Here is a 21,919-nt window from a genome sequence, read left to right on the forward strand (position 1 = left end):
GAGGCAGGTAACGCAGCTGTGCGGCAGCCAACGGTTACTTCACAAACAAAAGGGAAGCCCTAACGAGCTTCCCTTTTGTTTGTGAAGTAACCCCGAAAAGCTACTTATTAAGCAATATGCGCAAGGTTTGCACTTTGCCGTCGAGTAGCAGCTTGCTGATGTAGAGGCCCGACGTGAGGTTGGTGCCTTCTACCGTAAACTCGTACACCTGGCCGCGCTGAGCGGTGGCGTTGTAGTACGTTTTCACTAGTTGGCCAAGCGGGTTGTAGAGCTGCAGCTGGGCCGGACCCGTGCTGCCAGCCCGGAAGCGAATGACAGTGCGTTCGGTGAAGGGGTTAGGGTAAGCCTCGAACACCGGCTCCAGGGTAGTGGCAAGCTCGGCCGCCTCGGCCAACTGAGCCGAAGAAGTGCTCGTAGCTGTTAGCGAAGCGGTTGTGCAGTCGCCAAGCTGGTCGCCGTGGGCAAGGTGTACCGCTACGGCATTGTCGGAAAGGCAGAGGGCCTTGCCGTTGTGGCACACGCTCACCATATCGTTCTTGTTGCCGCAGCGGGCATCCACTACGCGCAGGGTTATGCTCTTGGTGGCCGTGCAGCCGGAAGCAGAAGTCACGGTGACCGTGTACGTGAACGTACCAGCCGTTTGGGCCGTGAACACGGGGTTGGCACTAGCCGCATTGCTGAGGCCAGCCGCTGGGCTCCAGCTGTAGCTGTCGCCGCCCGATGCGGCAAGCGTTGCGCTTTGCGGTCCGTAACCCAAGTAGAGGGTAGAAGCCACGCCGCCGGTGTACACTTTAGAAGCCGGAATGATGGCAATAGCGGGTGTTGGTACCGTGCCGGTAACCGTTACGGTAGCCGTGTGGCTAGCGATGTTGCCGTGCGTATCAGTCACGGTCAGGGTTACGGTGTTGGCTCCTATGTTCTCGCAGCTAAACGCCGTTTGGCTTAGCACCATCGACGCAATGCCACAGGCATCGGAGCTGCCGTTGTTCACCTGGTCGGCCGTGATGGTGGCAGAGCCGGCGTTGAGGGCTACCGTTAAGTTTTGCGTCTGTACAATGGGGGCTTGCTTGTCTTCTACGGTCACCACAAATGTCTTGGTGTCAGTACCGCAGGGGTTTGTAACGCTAGCCGTAACGGTGGTTGTCCCTACCGGAAAGAAGTAGGGCGAAGTAATGGGAGTAGCAACGCCATCCTTCACAATAGAATAGGTAATGGGAGCCGCCGGAACGCCGGTAGCCGTTGCGACAAACGCCACCGGAGCACCACATTCCGTAGCGCTGGTTTGCACCGTAGCCAGGGTGGGCACGGTCAGCTCCGGGTCGGTGCAGGCCACGCCGGTTTTCACGGCCCGGTACGAGGTACCCACGCGTATGCCATCAACTACCAGCGCCGGTGAAGCCGAGCCCTGGCGCAAAGCCACGGAACCGATGTTGTCGTTGGGGGCGGCGGGAGTGGTGCCGGTTTCAGTGGAGCTGGCCGAGGCTGTAGCTGGCTCCGCAAGGGTAGTGGTAGGGTTGAGGAACAGCTGACTGACGCTGCCGGTCTCATCAAACGAGTACTTCACCACCACCAAGTGGGTCGTGTTTAGCTCGTATTCTCCCGGAGCGTAGGTAGCGGCGCCGGAGCCACTAATACCAAATTGCAGCTTGCCCGTCGCTGTTTTGCGCACAAACACGCGGCTGCGGAACGTGGTACCAATAACTTTCGGGCCTAAGTGGAAGAAGTAGTCGCCGGCAGCGGAAACGTTGGAGACGTTCACCAGGAAGGAGGCGTACACCGGCGTGCGGCCATACACGGGCTCGAAGGAACGGTTTACGTCTTCGCCGCTGGCGGTCAGGGCTGCGGCCTTACCAGTTCCGGTGCTGTAGTTGGGGTAGGAAAGGCCACTTGCCGTTACTGCCACTGGCTTGGAACCCGCGCCACTGTGGGCCGACCAGTAGTTGGCGGTCAGCAAAGACGCAGACGTGTACTCGAAGTTTTCTTCCAGCAACAGGGCTACCGGAACTGCAGGCGTGGTCTGGGTGAGAGTGCCGGGTGTGGTTGTCAGGTAGTTCTCGGCGTAGGGCGTGCCGTTGTCGTTGAAGGCGAAAACGGTGAAATAGTATGGCGTATTCGGCCGCAAATTCGTGACCGTAACGTTAGTGCCGGTGCCATTATACACCACGTAATTGCCCTTGCCTAGCTGCTTGCCGGCGCCAAACGCGGCGTCAGCGGCATAGGTAACGGCATCAACGGGCTCAGCATCAACGGCGCTGCCCAGGCGGGCTACTACCAGGCGCTTGGTGGCGTTGTCGCCAGCTAGGGTCAGTTGCAGCGAGGTAGTGGTTACTTGGCTGGCAGTAAGTGTGCCGGCAACGGTGGGCTCGGGAGCCAACGGCACTGTAACCGTTGTAAAGGAAAGCTCCTCGCCGTAGGCAGTACCGGCCGCGTTGGTGGCATAGGCCCGCACGAAATAAGTAGTGCCGGGCAGTAGGTTGCTGATGGTGCTCGTGAAAGCCTCCGTGCCAGCGCCATCCTCGGTTTTGGTGATGCCCAGCACGGGGTTGGCCGTTTTCGACCACACTACGCCGCGGGCCGTAATGGCGCTACCACCATCAGAAACCACGCTACCGCCGGTTGTGGCGCTGGTAGGCGTAAGGCCAGAAACTGCCGTCGTGCTCAGGGTAACGGGGTAGGTAGCTACTCTGCCCGTCCCGGAAACCGTTACGGCTTGCTCCGGTAGGCCAGCGGTAGCAACCGGAATAGACGCCTGCGCTGCCTGAGTAGTGGTAGGGGCAAACCGAACGTCGATGGTGGTGCTGGGCACGGTGCCGCCCACCGGCTCCAGCACAATGGCACAGCAGGCAAACGGGCTGTTGCCGGTCCGAATTTCAAAGCCTGCCGGGGGCGTAATGGTAAGACTGCTGGTCAGGTTGCTGCCACTCACCGTGAAGCTTTTTGGCTGGCTACCCGCGCCAACTTCCACGGCGCCAAATGCAGGTAGGCTGGACTGCGAAACTTGTACACCCGGCGGAACCACTGGCGCTGCTACCGTTACGGCAACGGGTGCACTAACGCTGCTTACCGTGCCGCAGGAGGTAGTAACGGTAGCCCGCGCCACCACAAAGTAGCTTCCGGCGCTCGGGAAATCACTGCCTTTCAGCTGATACGTTGCTGAGGTTGCGCCCCCAATGCTAGTATAGGGCCCGGTGTCGCTGGTGCCGTACTGCCAGGCGAACGTAGCGCCAGCGGCCCCGAGGCGGTAAGCGTGGCCCCCGTGCCGTCAACTGGCAGCGTCTGAACGGAAGCGGGAAAAACGGTAACGGAGCTGGCTTCCGGCGTCAGGCTAACGCTCAGGTTAGCGCCATTATCGGAGCCGAAGGTAGCCGGCGCATCGTTCAGCACCCGCAAGCGGTAGCCGCTACCGCTAGGCGTACCGGCCGGAATTACAGCCGAAATCGGCGAGCTAGTGCCCGTCCGATGATGCCTGTAGTAGTGCTAGCCGCGAAAACGCCGTTGGCATCAGAAAGCTGCACTTTGTAGCTGCCAGTGTAAGTGCCGCTGCTGGTATAGGCCACAGGAAAAGCAGTGCTACCCACCGTGCTCGTCACGCAGAAAGCGGCGGTGGGCACGCTGCCAGTGGTAATAGTTGCGGCTGGCGCTGGGTTAGCGGTGCCCGAGAGGGTAGGGGTAAGGCTGAGGTTGTCGAGGCCCAAGGCCTGGGCGTTGCCACTGCCCAGGGTGCCCACGTACGACCAGCGTAGGTAGGTAGTCGCCCCGTTGGCTAGGTTCAGGTCGCTCAGGACTGTGCTCTTGGATGTGCTGCTCGGCGGATTGACAACCGCATTGGCGCCATCGGAGCCGTAGGTTATCGTCAGGCTGGTTTGAGGAGTCCAGGTAGCGCCATCGGGACTGGTGTAGAACTGCCACTCGAAGGGGTTGGTACCAGTGCGGTACTTCTCCACGTCATAGGCCACGGCCAGCTCCGTAATGGTAGCGCCCGTGTTGTTGCGCACGGCTAGCAGCAAGTGGCGCGGCGCCAAGTAGCTACCAGAAGACAGGAAACCCAAGGCCCGGTCGGTGGCTGTAGCCGTGGTGCCGTTGCCAAAATTGTAGGCCGCGCCGGCGGAGTTGCTAGCCAGGGCGCCGGGGGCTACAGTGCCGCTAGCCCGGGTAGTAACGGCCACATTGGCCGCGTTGAAGTAGTTGATGTTCGTTGTGCCGGCCGCCAGCACAAAGCCTGCCGGAACGGCACCCGCGGCGTTGCCCTGGCCGTCAAAGGTTTCGGTAACCGGTGTGGCGTTGGTTAGAATGAGTTGCGCCTGCGCGGTGGTAGCAGTGGTTAGGAGTCCTGCTGTTGCTAGGCCTGTCAGAAGCCCAGTCATCAGCTTTCTTACCCGCCCGGCAACGTGGTGCTGCTTAGAAATGTAATTCATATAGTGACGGAAACGCCGCAAAATCAATGAGAAAGTAGGACTGAAGACTACAGGACCGGGCCGGCATCAACCTTCGATTCGATGGCCGTCTGTACTTCTATCGGGAGCTTCGAGAGCAGGTCGTAGCCAGTGGCGGCCTCAATGGCGTCCACGGTCGTGCGGTAGGTGCTCCAGTCCTGATTCAGGGTGTTGATGTTGGGCATATCCACGGCAATGACGCGGGTAGCGGCCGTAATGCGGGCCACATCATTGTCGCCCACGGGTAGAACCACAATCACCTTCCAGGTGCGGTTAGGCACCGTAAGGCGGCCCTGGTCGAGGGTAGTAGTCAGGCCGCCGTTGCTGCCGGTGCCGCCTACCCCGTAGCTGCCGCAAACGATGTACACCTCATTGTTGGGTAAAAAGGTACGCGCGTAGCCTTCCAGCGTAGCCCAGGGCCCCTGGTTGTTTTGCGGGGCCTGGGGCATCATGTTGGTCATTAGGAAGGTAGCCGAGTTGTTTTCATCCGAAGAAGTGCGGTCGGCGCTGGGGCAGTTATGGCCCCGGTCGAAGCCCGAACCCGAGTAGCTGGTGCTTTGCACCTGGTACCACCCCTGGGGTAGGGAGGTATCGTTGCGGAAGTCGTCCTGCCGGTCGCTGCTACCACGGTCCGAGATGTCGAGGTGCCAGCTCACCCAGTTGGGCTTGCCCTGGTCGCGGTTGTAGCCCACGGCAAATTGGGGCTTGAGCAACAGGTAGTTGTTTGGGTAGCTGGGGTCGGCGGTAGCGCCGCTAGGGTTGCCCAGGGCCAGGTGATCGTTGTCGAGGGAGGGCTGGGCAACGCCGTAGTCAGTAACGGCAAAATCGTCCAGATTCAGGCGAGCCGCCCCACCCGACGTTTTCCGAATCTCAAACTTCACCTTGCCCGGAATATTCACCGTAAAGGCCGCCGTTTGTAGCGTAGCAGTGGTCGTGAATACGGTGTTGCCCACCTTCGTCCACTTGTTGCAGTTGCAGGCCTCCGATTGCGCCCACAGCTCCCAGCTGCTGCTGGCGTCGGTGCCATAAATGGCGTGCTGCACGGTTACTGTATTGGCGCCATTAGGCAGGAAGAAGGCCATGCTGAGCGTTCCGTTCTGCTGCAGGCGTACGGCTTGCGCTCCATTTTTACGGTCGGCCTCCGCGCTGCCGAGCACGGCATCCGTCAGAATCCAGTCGCCAGAGGTAAGGCTTACAGTGCCAGCAGGGTAGGCCGGCTTGGTGCCAGTGTCAAAAGGTTCTTGAACGTTGGCCGCAGCCAGAAGAGGTTGAAGCGCCATGCACGGCAATAGCAACCAAGCGTGCAAAGCACGTCGTAAAATTTTTGGCATATACCCGCAAGAAGAAAACAAGAAAACAAGTTCCGGATGAAACCACAGGCCCAACAGATCCGCAAAAATAAGCCTGTTTTAGGACTAACTTATTTCCAAATTGTTAACAAAATGCGGGCATAAATATAATATATGTAAATAGTGCAACATATGAGTTTTGAGTAACGCTACGCCCCTGCAGGATATTCTAGTACGTCAAACCATCATTACCGCTAACAACACTGGCTCAAGCCGTTTAAAAGGGAGTTGAGTCTATATAGTTCTACTGTAATATAATTGATATAATTAAAAGGAATAGTGCAAAATTATTGAATTATGCATGGTGCCTTACTTAGTACATCCTCCTGTCTGTTCTAGAGACCATTACTGCACCTAGGGAGCCGTCAGTAATTGGATGCTGCCTCACATACCTTCAAGATGTGATGGTAGGGCCTGCCCTCGCACTACTCGCACGGTCGTTACCTTACACGCGACCTGTTATCTGAAAAGACGAAGCCCCGGCTGCAGGGACAACCGGGGCTTCAGGAAGTGAATGGTTTGCACGCCACTAACTCAGTATGGTTGTGGGTAAGCAAATTTGAGTGCTGTTGAATGCTACACAAACGCAGCTGTAGTTGGTAAGTAAGGTACATACAGGAATGTAGTTGCGCCTATTCGGTATGCTTACTTGCTGTAATGTAAGAATACACTCTTGACTTAATCAATTAAACCACACAACCCCGCGCCGGCCTTGCAGCCAACGCGGGGTTGTGTGGTTTAATTGGCTAGTGCCAAGCTACTACATCCGGCTGATAATCTCGTCGCCGAACTCGCTGCACTTCAGCAGGGTAGCACCGTCCATCAGACGCTCGAAGTCGTAGGTTACGCGCTTCGAGGCAATGGCGGCTTCCAGGCCTTTGTAGATCAGGTCGGCCGCTTCCTGCCAGCCCAGGTGCTCCAGCATCAGAGCACCCGACAGGATAACCGAGCCGGGGTTCACTTTGTCGAGGCCGGCGTACTTGGGCGCGGTGCCGTGGGTAGCTTCGAAGATGGCGTGGCCGGTTACGTAGTTGATGTTGGCACCGGGCGCAATGCCGATACCACCCACGATGGCCGCCAGGGCGTCGGAGATATAGTCGCCGTTGAGGTTCAGGGTAGCCACTACCGAGTAGTCGGCGGGGCGGAGCAGGATCTGCTGCAGGAAAGCATCGGCAATGCTGTCCTTCACCAGGATCTTGCCGCTTTCCAGCGCCGCTTTCTGCTGAGCGTCGGCTACTTCCTGACCTTGCTTAGCGGCTACCTTGTCGTACTGAGCCCAGGTGTACACTTTGTCGCCGAACTCACGCTCCGCCAGCTCGTAACCCCAGGTTTTGAAGGCACCCTCAGTGAACTTCATGATGTTGCCTTTGTGTACAATGGTCACCGAAGGCTTGTTGTTATCAATGGCGTACTGAATAGCAGCGCGCACCAGACGCTCAGTGCCCTCTTTCGAAACGGGCTTAATGCCGAACGAAGACGACTCGGGGAAGCGGATTTTCTTCACGCCCATCTCATCCTGCAGGAATTCCAGCATTTTCTGAGCCTGGGGCGTGCCGTTCATGTACTCGATGCCGGCGTAGATGTCCTCGGTGTTTTCGCGGAAGATGACCATGTCGGTCAGGTTCGGCTGCTTCACCGGCGACGGAACGCCTTCAAACCACCGTACCGGACGCACGCAGGCGTACAGGTCCAGCTCCTGGCGCAGGGCCACGTTCAGGGAACGGATACCACCACCCACGGGAGTAGTGAGGGGCCTTTGATGCCCACGAGGTAGTCGCGGAAAGCATCCAGGGTTTCGTTGGGCAGCCAGTTACCAGTCTGCTTGAACGACTTCTCGCCGGCCATTACTTCCTTCCACTCCAGCTTGCGCGAACCACCGTAGGCTTTCTCTACGGCCGCGTCGAATACGCGGACGGAAGCCGCCCAGATGTCCGGACCCGTGCCGTCGCCTTCGATGAACGGGATGATAGGTTGGTCCGGCACATTCAGCTTGCCGTTCTTGATGGTGATTTTCTCTGCCATTGTTGAAAAGGTACTTTGGGTACTTAGGGTTGTTGTGGTTGAGTAGAAAAAGTCATCTGGCCGTCATGCTGAGCTTGCCGAAGCATCTCTACCTCTAATAATCAGAAGGTCTAACAACGAAGCGGGAGAGATGCTTCGGCTCCGTTCAGCATGACGTTCACATGGGACACTAATAGCCGAAGATTTCTTTCAGCGTGAGTTGCTGGACCTGGCCGTACTTGGCCAACTCCTTAAAGTTGAGGCGGTCTTTGGAACCGATAACCAGAATAGTTTGGGGCTGGCCTTTCACGCGGGCCTGCTGGAATTTCTGCAGGTCCTGGAAGCTCATGTTAGAGGTCTGCTCGTACACGTCGCGGCGCACATCGTAGTCGAGGCCGAGGCGCTTGGCGCGCTCGTAGCTGAACAGGATGTCGGACTTGGTGATGCGCTCGGTGGCAATGCTATTGCGGATGCTTTGCTTGGCAATCTGCAGGTTGGCTTCGGCCACGGGCATGTCGTTGAGCAGGGTGTTCATGCCGGCCATGGCCTCGGGCAGCTTGTCGCTCTGGGTGCCAATGTAGCTGAGGTTGTAGGAGCTGCGCCCTACCTTATCGGCCGAGGCAAACCGCGAGGAAGCCGAGTACGCCAGCGCCTTTGACTCGCGCAGTTCTTGGAACACAATGCTCCCCATGCTACCCCCAAAATACTCGTTGTAGAGGCTGGTCGTCGGCAGCAGACCTTTGTCAAACACGGGTCCTTTGCTCAGGAACAAGATTTCGGCCTGCACCATGTTATAGTCCACCCAGTACACTTTGCGGTCCGTCATCGGTTGCTCGGCAAAGTCCTTGTTAGCCGGTACGGGTGTGAGCTTGGCGGGCGTTTTGTGCAACTGATTCAGTGACCAGAGTAAGCCTGGCATTACCGCCCGATTTTCGGGTTTCTGCGTTTGGTCGCCTTTAATTACTGCTGGCTCATTAGCATCGGCCTTACGCGGCCCATAGTACAGCACGCGGTGCTGGTAGGTCGGGAGCTTCTGGATGAGGGCGGTGAGCTGCTCGGGCTTTAGGGCCTTTAGCTCTTTCTCGCTCAGCTGACTGGTGAAGGGGTTTCTCTGGCCGTACTTGGCATAGTTTACCAGCGCCTGGTTCAGAATCACGCCTTTGTTGAGTTTAGCATCCTGACGGGCTTTGAGCACGCCGGCCACCATGTTCTTAAGGGCCGCAGCATCAGGCTTAGGCGCGGCCAATAGGCTTTCAAACAGCTGCAGGGCTGCTTCAAAGTTGGTGTCGAGGCCCGAGAGGCTAACGAAGGTGCGGTCCTGGCCACTGCTCACCGAGAAGGAGCAGCCGAGCTTGTAGAACTCCTGCTGGAGTTGAGCGGCGTTGTACTTACCGGTGCCCAAATACTGCAGGTAGTCGGTAGCGAGGCCCAGCTTGGGGTCGTGGTTCGTGCCCAGATCGAGCACATAGTATAGGTTGAAGAGGTTGTTCTCGGCGTTGTGGGTGTAGTACACCGGTAGGCCCGAGGCCAGCTTCGTTTCCTGGATGTCCTTTTTGTAATCCAGGAACACCGGCTGCAGCTCCGGCGAGGTCATGGTGGTGACCTGCTTGTAAAAGTCGGAGGCCGCTTCGCGGTTCACCGGCACGGGCGTAATAGCGGGCTTCACCACTTTCACCGTGTTCGGGTCTTTACCGGTGCGCTTGTACACCAGGGCGTAGCCGGGGCCGTAGTACTGGTTGGCCACGCGCATCACTTCTTCCTTTGTGATGGTGGCGAAGTCGTCGAACTGCTTGAGGTAGTCTTTCCAGTCCTCGCGGGCCACGAAAGCCGCCACGAAAGCGCCGGCGCGGGCCTCGTTGCTCTCGTAGCTCTTGGTGCGCTGCAGCTGCTCGTTGTTGATAATGGCCGGAATTAACCACTCCGGAAAATCACCCTTCTTTACTTTGTTCAGCTCGCTCAGTAGCAGGTCGCGCACCTGATTAAGGCTCTGGCCTTGGCGGGGGTAGCGTACAGGATGTGGGTGGAGTAATCGTTGTTGAGGTCCGTGAACGAGGCGGCGCTCAGTACGGCCTGCTTCTGGTTCAGGTCCAGGTCGATGAGGCCGGCCTGCCCGTTGCTCAGTATTTTATCTACCATGCGCAACACCAGCGCGTCGCGGGTGGCCGTGCCGGGAAAGCGGAACCCGACCATTACATTTTCGGCATCGGGGCCCAGCACTTCCTTCACAATAGGCGCCGTAATGGGCGCTTCCTGGGCGGCAGTAAAGGCCGGCACCGGCTTGCTCTGCAGCTTGCCGAAGTACTGGTCGATGATGCGGATGGTTTGGTCGTAGTCCAGGTCACCGCTCAAGCACAGGGCCACGTTGTTCGGCACGTAGTACTGGCCGAAGTACTTCTTAATCTCGGTAATGGAGGGGTTCTGCAGGTGCTCGATGGTCCCGATGGTGGTCTGGGTGCCGTACTCGTGCTTCTGAAACAGGCTGCTGTTCATGGCCTCGAACTCCTTGCGGAAGTCGGAGTCCAGACCGCGGTTTTTCTCCTCATATACCGCCTCCAGCTCGGTGTGGAACAGGCGCGGCACCATTTCCTGCATGCGCTCGGCCTGAATGGCGGCCCATTTCTCCAGCTGGTTGCTCGGAATGTCCTCCTGGTATACCGTCTGCTCGACCGAGGTGTAGGCGTTAGAGCCCTTGGCCCCAATGGCGCCCATCACCTTGTCGTACTCGTTGGCCACGGCGTACTTGGCTGCTACGCTGGAAATCGAGTCGATCTGGTGGTAGGTGCGCTTGCGGGCAGCGGGGTCGTTGCGCTGGGCGCGGTACTGCTCGTAGAGGGCCTCGATTTTGTCTAGCTCCACTTTCTCGGCGGCCCAGTTCTGGGTGCCCAGCCGGGAGGTGCCCTTGAACACCATGTGCTCCAGATAGTGCGCCAGGCCGGTAGCGGTACTGGGGTCGTTCTTGGAGCCGGCGCGCACGGCCAGGTAGGTCTGGATGCGCGGGGCGTCGTCGTAGTCGGAGAGGTAAACGGTCAGGCCGTTGTCCAGGGTGTAGATGCGCGCTTTCAGCGGGTCGCCCTCTACGGTCTGGTAGGTATATTCTTTCTGCTGAGGAGCTGGCGCGGCGGCCGTAGTGGGAGGAGCTACCGCGGCAGTGGGCTTACTGGTTTGGCACTGGGTCAGGCCCAGGGTGGCCAGGGCCGGAATCAAAAGCAAGTGGTTTTTTTTCACAGGAAGGCCAGCGCGGAAAGCAAAGCAGAAAGGACAAGAAGCCAAAGATAGGCGGCCCCCCTGGGAATAAAAAGCTTGACGAAGCCGCTGCAGCCTCAAAGTGCGGATTTTTGCGTATGAGAAGTTGTAAGAACTGCTGATCAAGATGATTCAGCCAAGCAACGAACTGTCATTCCGAGCGCCGCGAGGAATCTGAGGTAGCCATTCAATGGATCAGCCCAGATTCCTCGCGGCACTCGGAATGACAGTTCTCTATTGATTTATCAGGAACGCCTTACGGTTAAAAATCCGCGTCCAGGCCTAGCTTTTGCTTCATGGCCGTGAGCATGGGGTACTTCTCCATTAAGTATTCCAGCTTGTCGTTGGAGGTATAGAGCTTGCGGCCCGTTTCGATGCGCTCCACTACCTCGGCCTGCACGTTGAGGCGAGGGTAGCCAGTGCGGCGGCGCAGCTCACCCAGGAATTCGGCCCGGAACTCATTGAACTGGTCCTCCTGCACCGGGTTGTCCACCCGGAGCATGATGAGGTGGTTTTCGTTGGCCTGCACTGGCCGGTTCAGCAGGCTGTAGTGCATCATGCTGATGGCCTTCCGTTCCTCGGTCAGCTCTTTCCATACCCGCTGCAGCACCTCATCGTTGATGGCTGGTAGGCCCGTAACGGGCCCACTGGGCTCTGCATCAACGGCCGCTTTACCGGCGGCGGCTTGCTGTTCTAGCTGGGCCTTCATGGCCGCTAGGTTGCCCAAGCCTGGCAACTTGCTGCCCAGGCCTATCGGTTTGCCGGTGGGCATGCCGGGGCGGGGCGGGGGTAGGGGAGCGGCCGTAACCGGCAGCTGGCCCGGCTCGTGGCCGGCTACGCTGGGCTTGCCAATTTCCACGTGGGGCACCGAGTCGCGGAGCTGGGGCGTGAAGGGCACTTGGGTAGCCGCTTCGTCCTCGATGCTGGGGGTGCCATGCAACTCTTCTACCCCTCTTTCAATGGGTACAATTGGCTCAGGGTCAGCAGGAGCTGATTTTGGCTGCGAACTAGCGGCCGGGACCGGGGTGGGTGCCGGCGTTGCGGGTAACGGAGCGGTGCCACTTGCCCCAGGAGCAGGGGTAGCCGGCACTTCAGCACTACCATTGGGGGCAGGCGGGCTGCTGACGGGAACCGGAGAAGTAGTTACGCTACTTTTTTTTTTCGCCTCGCCGTTATCCGACGATGCCCGTTGGGTGCTGGCAGCGGCAGCCGGCGCGGCGCTCAGGTCGCGGGCAAACTGCACGGCGCTGTTGAGGTAGGCCAGCTTCATGAGCATCAGCTCCACGTGCAGGCGCTGGTTTTTGGCCTGCTTGAATTCCCGGTCGCACTGGCTTACCAGGTTCAAAGCCGAAAGCAGGAAGGGTAGCGGGGCCGCCTGGGCCTGCTGCACATACTTCTGCCGGATATTGTCCGAGACTTCCAGTAGCTGCACCGTCACGGGGTCCTTGCACACGAGCAGGCCGCGCAGGTGTTCGGCCGCGCCTACCACAAAGTTGTGCAGGTCGAAGCCGTTCTGCATTACCTCTTCCAGCAGTAGCAGCGTGCCCGATAGGTTTTCGGTCAGCAAGGCATCTATTAGCCGGAAATAGTACTCATAATCCAGAATGTGCAGGTTCTGGATGACGTCTTTGTAGCTCAGGTTGTGACCCGAGAACGTGACCATTTGGTCGAACATGCTCAGGGCGTCGCGCAGGCCGCCGTCGGCCTTCTGAGCCAGTAGGTGCAGGGCATCGTCCTCGGCCTGAATCTGCTCCTGGGTGGCTACGTAGCGCAAATGCCCGCGAATGTCATCGACCCGAATCCGGTTAAAATCGAAGATCTGGCAGCGCGAAAGAATGGTCGGGATAATCTTGTGCCGCTCAGTGGTAGCCAGAATAAAAATGGCGTAGGAAGGCGGCTCCTCCAGAGTTTTGAGGAAGGCGTTGAAGGCCGCATTCGAGAGCATGTGCACCTCGTCGATGATGTACACCTTAAAGCGGCCCTGTTGGGGAGCGTAGCGCACCTGTTCCACGAGGCTGCGGATGTCCTCCACGGAGTTATTGGAGGCCGCATCCAGCTCGTGTACGTTAAACGAGGCGTTTTCCTGAAAGGCGCGGCAGGATGAGCACTTGCCGCAAGCCTCTAGCTCGAAGGGTGTATTATCGGGGTCAGCGGCCTTCTGCAGAGCGTCGGGCACGATGCCAGGCTGAGTTTGCAGCAGCTCCGAAACCGGCCGGCCCTTGCGCACGTGCTCCTCCACAAACTCGCAGTTGATGGTTTTGGCCAGAATGCGGGCGCAAGTGGTTTTGCCCACGCCCCGCGGCCCGCAGAACAGGAACGCTTGGGCCAGGTGCTGGCTGACAATGGCGTTCTGCAGGGTGGTAGTAACGTGCTGCTGCCCCACTACGCTGCGGAACGTGGCGGGCCGGTACTTGCGGGCTGAAACAACGAAATTCTCCATACGACTAGCCACAAAGATACCCCGAAAAGCCGGGGTTTGGAAGGACGAAGTGGGTAGGTTGCCGGTAGGAAATACAACTGTTATTCCTACCATAGGAAGCAAACGGGGCTAACCTCCGCTTAGGCACTCTAATCCCTCGCTCCGCTCGGAATGACAGGTGAAAACGGGAACAATTTTGCCCCTGCACAACGTTTTTCTGCTAATGTGCGTACATTTGCACCCCGCTACTTGTGGTGGGAACCGTTCTTTTAAAATTGGGGCTGACCGGAATTGACAGCTTGTGCAGGTCGCGAGTAAGCGTGTCGGGAGTTGGATGAATCTCCCGTTAAAAAGTCGTCCAAACAACAACCGGCGAGTATAGCTACGCCATGGCTGCCTAATCTAGGTATTAGGTAATTGCCATCGTCCCGCATCCGTCTTCCTTTTCACGGGTGAGTTCGGGGCGTCGTAAGTATTAGGATAGTCTTGGGGCGCTGCGACTCCAAGGCGAAACCACAGCAGATAAGGACAAACCAAGGGCCTGATGTGCGCCTGGAATGTCTCGAAAATTCAAGCATAGATACACACGTAGAAAGCTCGACGGCTTCCTTGTCTGGACCAGGGTTCGAATCCCTGCAGCTCCACTGAATCCCGCCTTACGATATCGTAGGGCGGGATTTTTAGTTTCTGCCCAACAGTGTTGCCAATACACTACGCCTTTGTTATGATTGCAAAGCCGCGTAGCGGGGCGGGCATGATGCTAGGTGCTAGCACGTAGTGGCCGGGAGAGGGAAGTAAGAAAGCGCCGGAAGTCAGGAGCCGGGTCAACTCCGGTCAGGCTAGGCCGGACCCAGGGCAACGCGGAAAGTCGCGCCTTCGCCAACCCGGCTTTCTACCGCAACGTGGCCGCCCTGGGCCTGTACAATGCGGTGAACCAAGTAAAGGCCCACGCCGGTACCGGGCGTGTGGGTGTGAAAGCGGCGGAAAAGCTGAAACAGCTCCGGACCATGCTTGTCCGCATCGAAGCCCAGCCCATTGTCCTGAACCATAAGTACGGGCTGACTGGCCTCCAGCCACGCCGTGACTTGGATGCGGGCCGGCCGGGTAGGATCCGCGTACTTAAGCGAGTTGCCCAGCAGATTAAGCAGGATGGTACGCAAGTTAGTTCGGGCGTACTTCAAGGTGGGCAGACGCTCAAAGTCGGTGGTAATACGGGCCTGAGTGGCTTTTATCTGCGGTTTTAGCGTCTGGAGAACTTCCTCTACCACGCGGCTCAGCGCTACCCTTTCGGTGGGGGCCGAAACTTGTTGGGTCTGGCCCAGGGCCGCCAAGTCGTCGATGGTGGCGCTGAGCTGATGCAGGGCGCCGTCGATGAGCGGAACGAGCAGCTGCTCCTCGGCGGGGTCGTGGAAAGTTACGCCCCGGCGCACCTCGGCAAACAGCCCGGCCAAGTTGTTCACCGGCTGCTTGAGGTCGTGAGAGGCAGCGTACACGAAATTATCGAGGTCCTGGTTGGTGCGCGTAAGCTGCTGGTTGGTCTCGCTTAACTCCTCGTTGGAGGCCGTTAGCTCCTCGTTGATGGCAGCCAGTTCCTCATTCAGGGCCTGGACCTGCTCGCGGGCCTGCACCTGTTCCGTAATGTCGGTTACCAGGGTGTAGAAACCCACCACCTGACCCTCGCGCACATCGGGCACGTAGCTGGTATGAATGTGCTTGGTTAAGTCCTGGCGGTAGGGCATTTGGGCCTCAAAGCTCAGATGCTCGCCGGCCAGGGCTCGGTCCATGTAGCCCTTTGTTACCGCGTAGGCCTTTTCCCCCACTATTTCGCGGACGGGTTGGCCTAGTAACTTGGCAGGATCTTGCCGAAACCACGCCCGGTAGGCCTCGTTGGCAAATTGGTAGCGCCGGTCCTGGTCGAGGTAGCCAATGAGCACGGGCAAAGAATCAGTAAGAACCTGCAGGCGCCGGGCCGTGGCGGCGCTGGCGTGCTGGGCCTGCACCTGGGCCGTCACGTCAAAGGCAAAAACTACTACCCCGTCAATGGCGCCGTGCTCATCAAAGCGGGCCTGCTGAATGTAGTTGAAGTAGAAGTCCTCCAGCGGGGCTCCTTCGTACTTGGCTACCGGAATCCGGATGGCCATTTCCGCGTGCGATACGCCCGTTTGGTAAACCTTGCGCAGAGTTTGCCAAACCCGCTGGCCCGCCAGTTCAGGCAAGGCTTCGAGCAGGGGCTTGCCTAGCAGGCTGCGACCCGGAAACAGCTGCTGATACGCTGGGTTCACTAGCTCGTACACCAACTCGGGGCCGTTGAGCATGCAAATAGCGGCTGGTGCTTGCTGAAAAAGCCGCTCCAGACGCTGCTGTTGATGCTCCGCTTTCTGCTGGGCCCGCAGCAGCGCGGCGGTACGCTCGGCCACGCGGGCTTCAAGTATCTGGTTTAGGTGTTGAAGCTCAAGCTGGGCCCGAACCAACTCGTTGTTGTTAGCCAGCACTTCTTCATTAGCCGCCGTCAACTCTTCATTAATGGAGGCTAGCTCCTCGTTGAGGTGGGCGGTGTGCCGCTCCTGCTGCTCCATCTGCTGGCGGGCTATCACCTGCTCCGTGACGTCGTTGGCAACCACCAACACCCCCGTTATTTCTCCCTGCCCGGAGCGCTGAGGCTGGTAGACAAAGTTGAAGTAGATGGTTTCGATGTGGCCGTGGCGCAGCAACTGTACGGGTAGCTCGGTGCCAACGTAGGGTGTGCCCGTGCGCCGTACGCCATCCAGCAGTTCATCAATTCCTTGACCTTGCAACTCGGGTAGGGCCTCTAGCAGGGGCAGCCCCATAACTTGCTGCTGGGTACGGGCCCAAATCTCGCATACGGTGGCGTTGGCCAGGGTAATTAGGTAACCGGGGCCTTCTAAATACGCAATGGCAACGGGGGCCTGGTGCAGCACATTGTGCAGGAGTTGGTCCTGAACTTCGGCCGTATCCCGGGCCGATTGCTCCCGGGTCTGGCTGGAGCGTAGCTGCGCCTCGTGGCGTATCTGGGGTGTTGCGTCTTGCGCCACGTGCAGCAGGTGCAGCAGCCGGCCTTCCTCATCGAGGATGGGAATAGTACGCGGCGCCCAGTGGCGCTCCACAAAGTGGCCGGGGCGGTTTGGGTCGGGTACGTCGTAGCGCTGGCGCTCCATCTGGTGGGGTTGCCCCGTGGCGGCGGCCTGTGCCAGGGAGGCCTGCAAGTCGCGCACGAAGCCAGCGTCCGGCGCATCAGCCGTAGCCCGATAAACGTCGAACAACGGCTGCCCAACCAAACGGCCACGCTCCATCAGAACTGCGGCCAGGTAGGCGTCGCTGGCTGCCTCAATCCGCAGGTCGGGGGAGAGCAGCAGATAGGCGTCGGGCAAGGCATGAAAGAGGGGCAGCAGGGAGTCAGGTAGCGGCATACGCAGGGGAAAGGCGGAAAGGGAAGCTGCGCCCCAAGAGCAGGAAGCGGACGAACCGTGCCTTTACGCAAAAAGTTGTCGTCGTGATTCGTGCTTTCTGTAACAACCTAGGAAAAGTCCTGCTCAGGCAGTAACCCAGTTGGAGTAGGGTAGGACAAAGGGTTGCTATCAACTGCGTAACACTTTCTGCATGGCGGCCGGCAAACCACCCCAGCCGTTATTTGGGGCGCTGGGAGGAGGCCCGGATAAGTAACTCGGGGGCAGCACAATGCGGCGGGGCGAGAAATTGGCCTCGCGCTCCTCGCGCATTTCCAAAAACAAGCGCACCGCTGACTGGCCCATCTGCTCGCAGCGCTGATCCACGGAGGTCAGCATGGGCTCGGTCAGGGAAGTAAAGGTTTCGTTGCTGAAGCCAGCCAGGGCAAGGTCTTGGGGTACGCGCAAGTTGTGTCGCTTCAACTCCTGCAAGGCTCCCACGATGGAAAAGTCGCTGGCCGAAAACACGGCGTCTGGCCGCTGCCGGAGGGCCAGAAGCTGCTGCATGCCGCGCACGCCATCCTCCACCGTCATGTCGCAGTGAAAGATGAGGTTTTCTTCCACGGGTAGGCCGTGCTCAAGCAGGGCATCAATGTAGCCCAGCCGGCGGTTCTTGTAGATGTTCAGATGAAGCGGCCCGCAGAAGTGAGCAATCCGGCGGCAGCCTTGCGCAATTAGGTGCTTGGTAGATTGGTAGCCGCCCTCCCGGTCGTCGAGGACCACGGCGCTAACGTTGAGCCCATCCAGCACCCGGTCAAAAAACACCAGCGGAATCTCCTGTTTATTCACCTTTTCGAAGTGCTTGAAGTCGCGGGTAGTACGCGCCAATGACACCAGAATGCCCTCCACCTGGGCGCTGAGCAGCGTTTCGATATTTTTGCGCTCGTGAGCCACATCTTCGTTCGACTGGCAGATCAGCACGTTGAAGCCCGCCTTGGTGGCTACGGTTTCTATGCCTTTAACCACCAGCGTAAAAAAGTGCCCATCAATGTGCGGCACAATAACCCGAGCAAATTGCTACGTCCTTTGCGCAAGCCCGCGGCCAGATGGTTGGGCTGGTAATGCAACTCCTTGGCCAGCTTCCAGACCCTCTTTTTGGTAGCGTCGCTGATGCTAGGATGGTCGCTGAGGGCCCGGGAAATGGTGGAAACGGAAACCCCTAGCTGCTGAGCCAGATCAGAAATGGAAGCTTTTGCGCGGGCCAAAATCTCGTGGTATTGAAATGAAAGGAGATGGGTAAACAACAATATGCGCAAATTTGACGCAAATACTTGACCAATTGCAGCAAACCTCATCCAGTTTTTGCGCAAAAGCTAGCAACTCACAAGCCCATCCAACCTTTCTCCACTTCAGCGTGAGGCGGGGCAGCTTTCTTGGGCCGCACGCTCACCCATTTAGCGCGGCAAGGGCTGTGGCGTGTAGGTAGGACCCTGGCAACGCGGGCCTTGCGCCGTCCAGGCTAGTTTATCGATGCACAACTGCCGCTCCTTCATGGCCTTGTCCCAGGCGTGGTAAACGAGGTATTCGGTTTTGCCATCGGGGCTGAGCACGTGGGAGTGGTGCCCTGGGCCGCGTACGTGGCCCTCTACCGCGTGCAGGACGCGGGCACCCTTGTCGGCCCCGGTGTCGGAGTACGGACCCATGATGGAATCGGCCACGCAATAATCCACGCCGTAGCGGGAAGTCAGGAAGTTGGCGCCGCTGTAGAAGCAGTAGTACTTGCCGTTGCGTTTGCGCATGAACGGACCTTCCAGGGTGTGCCACTCGGGAAGGTTTTGCCGCCGTACAGCGGCATAGTGCGGTTTTTCTCGAACACCGTCCAGTCGTGACGGGCGCGCATGACGGTGCGACTTTCGCCAGCCAAGCGGGTCATATCCAGCAGCCGGTCGACTACTAGGCCAGTGCCGGGGCGGTAGCCATTGTCCGAATCGATAAAGTCGCGGGCGTAAAACAGGTACCACTTCCCGTCGGTATCCTGAAACGGGTGGGCGTCGATGGTAAACTTGCTATCCGGCACATCCAGCAGGGCCACTTGCGTGTAGGGCCCCTGCGGAGTTTTGCTGGTTGCCACGTGCAAGCGGTGGCCCACCGTGGCCCCAATGGCCCCACCGCCCATGGAGTAGTACATGTAAAAGGTGCCGTTGTGGAATATTACCTCGGGCGCCCAAAAATCTGCCCCCTCGGCCCCGGCGGGCGGCGTGAGAGCCCCGCCAGCCTGTTTCCAATCGACTAGGTTGGTGGAGGTGAGCAGGGTGAAAATGCGGCCGTCTGGGGTGCGGCCCGTGCCCGTAGTGCCAAAAGCGTAGTAGCGGCCCTGGTGGCGCAGCACAAATGGGTCGGGAAACTGTCCGGCGTACACCGGATTGGTATACGTGCGAGCCGCCGCCTGGGCCGCGGCCTGGTGCATCAGCGCGAGGGAAGCCAGGCCAGCGGTAGCCTGTTGCAGGAAATGACGACGGGAGGGCATACTGGGAAGAAGTAAGGTTGAGTAGAAGCTAAGATAGAAGAAGGAGGTATTAGCACTGACTTTGCTAGACCATGTTCTGCTTGATTTGATGTCCGTAGAGTCGGAGTATCTATGGTGTTAAATTGCTAACAGAGAACACCTTGCAGAGTGAAGCGAATTATCTGTTTGATGCTGCGGGACATTGCAAGTTTGGTCGAGCACGAATACAGGCTTGCTATTCATGGCTTCGAGTGCATGTTCAGTTGTTTTGTTAGTATCATAACAAAGTAGCTGCCTACCACGGCGCAGGCCCGCAAACTAGCCTAGCGGGGCCGGGCCGAGGTTTACTTCCAAGTCATCCTTGGAAGGTAGAGTGGGAAGGGGCGTGGGGCTCGGTTTGGTACCAGTAAGCCACGGAGGCCACATCGTCTTGCCGGGGCAGATAGCGGCTGTTGTGGCGCCAGGTTTTAGCATCACAGAAACGGTATGGGTTACCTAGCTCTATACCGAGGTTATTGAATTTTTGGGCTCAGGTAGAGCCTGGCAGGCTGAGCAACAGCAGCAGAAGCAGGTGGCATAAGATATGGGTCATAGCAGGGTAGGAGTAGAAGCGGGAGTAAGTAGCGCAGGAACCAAGTCTCAAGATGCGGATAAACCTGCAAACGTTTGCATGATACAGAATACAAAAGTGAATTGTGTTTAATGTCCAGTCCTAGCCAATATGTGCTAGGTACTACTTCTTGCAGTTCTATTTTCCTGCTACCAAGTAGATAAATAACCGTAAGAATTGGAGGTAAACAAGAATTGCTGTATACCTTAGCACTATGACGCCTGGCTAATCTTCGTCAGCTTGTATTATTTTCTCTTTTCAAATAAGTTATCCTATGACTTCGGATCAGCTTATGCCTATGATTCAGGTTATGATAACCAACATATGCAAACGTTTGCATCTGCGGGTTTTGAGAGTTGTGAAGTGCCTTGTTACTATCACACCTAAGTACCTCTCCAGTCCAATTCTTTCCAACTAATTACCACTATACCCATGAAGCACACGCCAAACCAGGGCTGCACTATATCAACGGCCGCTACTCTATCTGCCGGCCGCTAGGTTAAAGCAGCTTCCAGCGGTAGGTGTGTTAGTAGTACAGTCCGCGCCCTACTCTTTGTGTAGAGCCACGACAACTTCTTCTCCAACTTCGAGGTGCCGTGTTTTTGCAATAACTCCAGCTTAAGCTCTCTAGTGATAAGCTAGCTGCTTTACGAGGTCATCTGCTGCCGGGCATTCGTTTTACATTTCGCTTTCTACTTCCTCTCCCAATTCCCACTTCCGCATGAAGAAGCTGTTGCTCTTTCTGCTGCTACTCGGTGCTACTACTGGCTCCTTTGCGCAGAAAACCAAAATCAAGGCCAAGGGACCGGCCGCCACGGTCGCTCTGCAAGACCGGCGCTGGTCGGCTGAAAAAGCTACTGCCTGGTATAAGGCTCACCCCTGGATGACGGGGCCAACTTCACCCCCAGCACCGCCATCAACCAGTTGGAAATGTGGCAGGCCGACACCTTCGACCCCACTACCATCGACCGGGAGTTGGGCTGGGCTGAGGGTATCGGCTTTAATACCATGCGCGTGTTTTTGCACAGCCTGGCCTGGCAGCAGGATCCTAAGGGCTTCAAGGAGCGCCTGAATACCTACCTCGGCCTGGCCGACAAGCACCGTATCCAAACCATTCTGGTGTTCTTCGATGACTGCTGGAACAAAGAGTCGAAAATTGGCCCCCAGCCGGCGCCCAAGCCCGGCATTCACAACTCGGGGTGGCTGCAGGACCCCGGCGACCCCGCCTCCCGCGACTCGGCTACTTTCGTGAAACTCAAGCCCTACGTGCAGGATGTAATGCGCAGCTTCGCCACCGATAAGCGGGTACTGCTCTGGGACTTGTACAATGAGCCCGGCAACAATGGCAAGCTAACTTCCTCCCTGCCCTTGGTACGCAACGTGTTTGCCTGGGCCCGCGAGGTGAACCCAGCCCAGCCCCTGAGTGTGGGCCTCTGGAACTGGGATTTTGAAGCCTTGAACAAGTACCAAGCCCTGCACTCTGACGTTATTACCTACCATAACTACGACGATGTAGCTGCTCACCAACGCGTGATTGAGCTGCTGGAAACCCACGGCCGCCCCTTATTTGCACCGAGTACATGGCCCGGCCCCGCAACTCTCGCTTCGTGACCATTCTGCCCCTGCTTAAAAAGCAGAACGTGGGCGCCATCAACTGGGGCCTCGTCGATGGCAAAACCAACACGAAGTACCAGTGGGAGGTACCCATTGCCGATGGGGGCGAGCCAGTAGAGTGGTTCCACGAGGTCTTCCGTCGCGACGGCACGCCCTACCACCCAAACGAAACCGATTTAATCAAGAAGCTCAATGGCCGGTAGGCTTTTTGTGCTCTTCACAAGCACGTGCTGCTGAGCGCCGCCGAAGCAGGACGTGCTTATTTAGTAACGCTGGGCGTTGTTCCTTTTGCTTCCTTGGCAGCGTAGCGCTAACGTGACCTGCTCTTCTGCTTTGAGTT

The 21,919-nt window shown here is 58.0% G+C and carries 15 protein-coding genes, 1 other RNA gene and 1 pseudogene; 3 read left to right on the forward strand and 14 right to left on the reverse strand.

The genetic code is table 11. From position 1 onward, the window contains the following. Window positions 1-100: 100 nt before the first annotated feature. The 8 genes and pseudogenes from MUN84_RS15325 to dnaX form a co-directional block, all read right to left on the reverse strand. The gene (locus MUN84_RS15325) at window positions 101-3,103 is read right to left on the reverse strand and encodes a T9SS type A sorting domain-containing protein (protein WP_244694879.1); all 3,003 of its coding nucleotides are present in this window, start codon (window positions 3,101-3,103) and stop codon (window positions 101-103) included. A 35-nt stretch (window positions 3,104-3,138) separates the two neighbouring features. Continuing rightward, the gene (locus tag MUN84_RS15330) at window positions 3,139-3,390 is read right to left on the reverse strand and encodes a hypothetical protein (RefSeq protein ID WP_244694880.1); all 252 of its coding nucleotides are present in this window, start codon (window positions 3,388-3,390) and stop codon (window positions 3,139-3,141) included. A 35-nt stretch (window positions 3,391-3,425) separates the two neighbouring features. After that, window positions 3,426-4,415 (reverse strand): hypothetical protein, encoded by a 990-nt coding sequence (locus tag MUN84_RS15335; protein WP_244694881.1) that lies wholly within the window; start codon window positions 4,413-4,415, stop codon window positions 3,426-3,428. Between the two features lie 47 nt (window positions 4,416-4,462). Beyond that, on the reverse strand, window positions 4,463-5,713 hold the full coding sequence (locus MUN84_RS15340) for a DNA/RNA non-specific endonuclease (RefSeq protein ID WP_244694883.1): 1,251 nt from the start codon (window positions 5,711-5,713) through the stop codon (window positions 4,463-4,465). Window positions 5,714-6,542: 829 nt separating this feature from the next. Next, window positions 6,543-7,804, reverse strand: a pseudogene (icd, locus tag MUN84_RS15345) (NADP-dependent isocitrate dehydrogenase). Between the two features lie 169 nt (window positions 7,805-7,973). After that, on the reverse strand, window positions 7,974-9,758 hold the full coding sequence (locus tag MUN84_RS15355) for an insulinase family protein (RefSeq protein ID WP_244694886.1): 1,785 nt from the start codon (window positions 9,756-9,758) through the stop codon (window positions 7,974-7,976). Further along, window positions 9,740-11,008 (reverse strand): M16 family metallopeptidase, encoded by a 1,269-nt coding sequence (locus tag MUN84_RS15360; RefSeq protein ID WP_244694887.1) that lies wholly within the window; start codon window positions 11,006-11,008, stop codon window positions 9,740-9,742. Before MUN84_RS15360 ends, MUN84_RS15355 begins: the two co-directional genes overlap by 19 nt. A 280-nt stretch (window positions 11,009-11,288) precedes the next feature. Next, a complete protein-coding gene (gene dnaX, locus MUN84_RS15365; protein WP_244694888.1) occupies window positions 11,289-13,466 on the reverse strand; it encodes a DNA polymerase III subunit gamma/tau in 2,178 nt (725 codons plus the stop codon). A gap of 256 nt (window positions 13,467-13,722) precedes the next feature. Here dnaX and ssrA point away from each other — a divergent pair. Then, window positions 13,723-14,092: a transfer-messenger RNA gene (ssrA, locus tag MUN84_RS15370) on the forward strand. Between the two features lie 192 nt (window positions 14,093-14,284). Here ssrA and MUN84_RS15375 read toward each other — a convergent pair. The 6 genes from MUN84_RS15375 to MUN84_RS15400 form a co-directional block, all read right to left on the reverse strand. After that, on the reverse strand, window positions 14,285-16,873 hold the full coding sequence (locus MUN84_RS15375) for a PAS domain-containing protein (protein WP_244694889.1): 2,589 nt from the start codon (window positions 16,871-16,873) through the stop codon (window positions 14,285-14,287). A gap of 168 nt (window positions 16,874-17,041) precedes the next feature. After that, complete coding sequence (locus tag MUN84_RS15380) at window positions 17,042-17,908, reverse strand: substrate-binding domain-containing protein (protein WP_244694890.1); 867 nt, start codon at window positions 17,906-17,908, stop codon at window positions 17,042-17,044. Continuing rightward, window positions 17,860-18,219, reverse strand: a complete 360-nt coding sequence (locus MUN84_RS15385; RefSeq protein WP_244694891.1) for a LacI family DNA-binding transcriptional regulator — start codon at window positions 18,217-18,219, stop codon at window positions 17,860-17,862. The genes MUN84_RS15380 and MUN84_RS15385 overlap by 49 nt, the downstream gene beginning before the upstream one ends. An 84-nt stretch (window positions 18,220-18,303) precedes the next feature. Then, entirely contained in the window at window positions 18,304-18,648 is a 345-nt protein-coding gene (locus MUN84_RS15390; RefSeq protein WP_244694893.1) for a family 43 glycosylhydrolase, read from the reverse strand. After that, on the reverse strand, window positions 18,594-19,376 hold the full coding sequence (locus MUN84_RS15395; RefSeq protein WP_244694894.1) for a family 43 glycosylhydrolase: 783 nt from the start codon (window positions 19,374-19,376) through the stop codon (window positions 18,594-18,596). Before MUN84_RS15395 ends, MUN84_RS15390 begins: the two co-directional genes overlap by 55 nt. A gap of 297 nt (window positions 19,377-19,673) precedes the next feature. Next, window positions 19,674-19,832: a hypothetical protein gene (locus MUN84_RS15400; protein ID WP_244694896.1), complete on the reverse strand. Its 159-nt coding sequence runs from the start codon at window positions 19,830-19,832 to the stop codon at window positions 19,674-19,676. 1,063 nt (window positions 19,833-20,895) lie between these two features. Here MUN84_RS15400 and MUN84_RS15405 point away from each other — a divergent pair. Then, the gene (locus MUN84_RS15405) at window positions 20,896-21,576 is read left to right on the forward strand and encodes a cellulase family glycosylhydrolase (protein WP_244694897.1); all 681 of its coding nucleotides are present in this window, start codon (window positions 20,896-20,898) and stop codon (window positions 21,574-21,576) included. Then, on the forward strand, window positions 21,546-21,782 hold the full coding sequence (locus MUN84_RS15410; RefSeq protein WP_244694898.1) for a hypothetical protein: 237 nt from the start codon (window positions 21,546-21,548) through the stop codon (window positions 21,780-21,782). The genes MUN84_RS15405 and MUN84_RS15410 overlap by 31 nt, the downstream gene beginning before the upstream one ends. Window positions 21,783-21,919 lie beyond the last annotated feature (137 nt).

Source organism: Hymenobacter sp. 5516J-16, assembly GCF_022919335.1.
GTDB lineage: Bacteria > Bacteroidota > Bacteroidia > Cytophagales > Hymenobacteraceae > Hymenobacter > Hymenobacter sublimis.

Excerpts from the sequence above, each read along its gene's own strand:
- MUN84_RS15390 (WP_244694893.1), bottom strand. The coding sequence starts at position 18,648 with ATGCGCAAACGCAACGGCAAGTACTACTGCTTCTACAGCGGCGCCAAC.
- MUN84_RS15395 (WP_244694894.1), bottom strand. The coding sequence starts at position 19,376 with ATGCCCTCCCGTCGTCATTTCCTGCAACAGGCTACCGCTGGCCTGGCT.
- MUN84_RS15410 (WP_244694898.1), top strand. The coding sequence starts at position 21,546 with ATGGCCCGGCCCCGCAACTCTCGCTTCGTGACCATTCTGCCCCTGCTT.
- MUN84_RS15340 (WP_244694883.1), bottom strand. The coding sequence starts at position 5,713 with ATGGCGCTTCAACCTCTTCTGGCTGCGGCCAACGTTCAAGAACCTTTT.
- MUN84_RS15405 (WP_244694897.1), top strand. The coding sequence starts at position 20,896 with ATGTGGCAGGCCGACACCTTCGACCCCACTACCATCGACCGGGAGTTG.
- MUN84_RS15335 (WP_244694881.1), bottom strand. The coding sequence starts at position 4,415 with ATGAATTACATTTCTAAGCAGCACCACGTTGCCGGGCGGGTAAGAAAG.
- MUN84_RS15375 (WP_244694889.1), bottom strand. The coding sequence starts at position 16,873 with ATGCCGCTACCTGACTCCCTGCTGCCCCTCTTTCATGCCTTGCCCGAC.
- dnaX (WP_244694888.1), bottom strand. The coding sequence starts at position 13,466 with ATGGAGAATTTCGTTGTTTCAGCCCGCAAGTACCGGCCCGCCACGTTC.